Genomic DNA, 298 nt, shown 5'->3' on the forward strand with positions numbered 1-298 from the left:
CATCAATCTGTTTCATCTTACCTTCTTGTACTAACCTTAAAAAGCTATAAGAACTAACTCCAAGTTTCATATAATCATCCTAACCTATTATTTTTTGTAAAAATTCTACTGCTTCACGTATATCTTTCTCTGGATTTGCACCGACTTCTCTTTCAATGGTCAAGAATCCATTATAGCCTATATCCCATAAAGCTTTGATATACTTATCAAAATCTACGTTTCCACTTCCTAATGGTTTTTCTAAGAAATAATCATCACAATGAAATCCTTCTGGAATACCTTTAGCGAAACAATCATA

1 protein-coding gene is annotated in these 298 nt (G+C 31.5%); it reads right to left on the reverse strand.

Annotated features, from left to right (window positions below):
- Window positions 1-79: 79 nt before the first annotated feature.
- A partial coding sequence (locus ACX6CF_RS26605; protein ID WP_458788398.1) for a TIM barrel protein occupies window positions 80-298 on the reverse strand: 219 nt, incomplete at its 5' end.

It is taken from the genome of Vallitalea sediminicola (assembly GCF_054408565.1).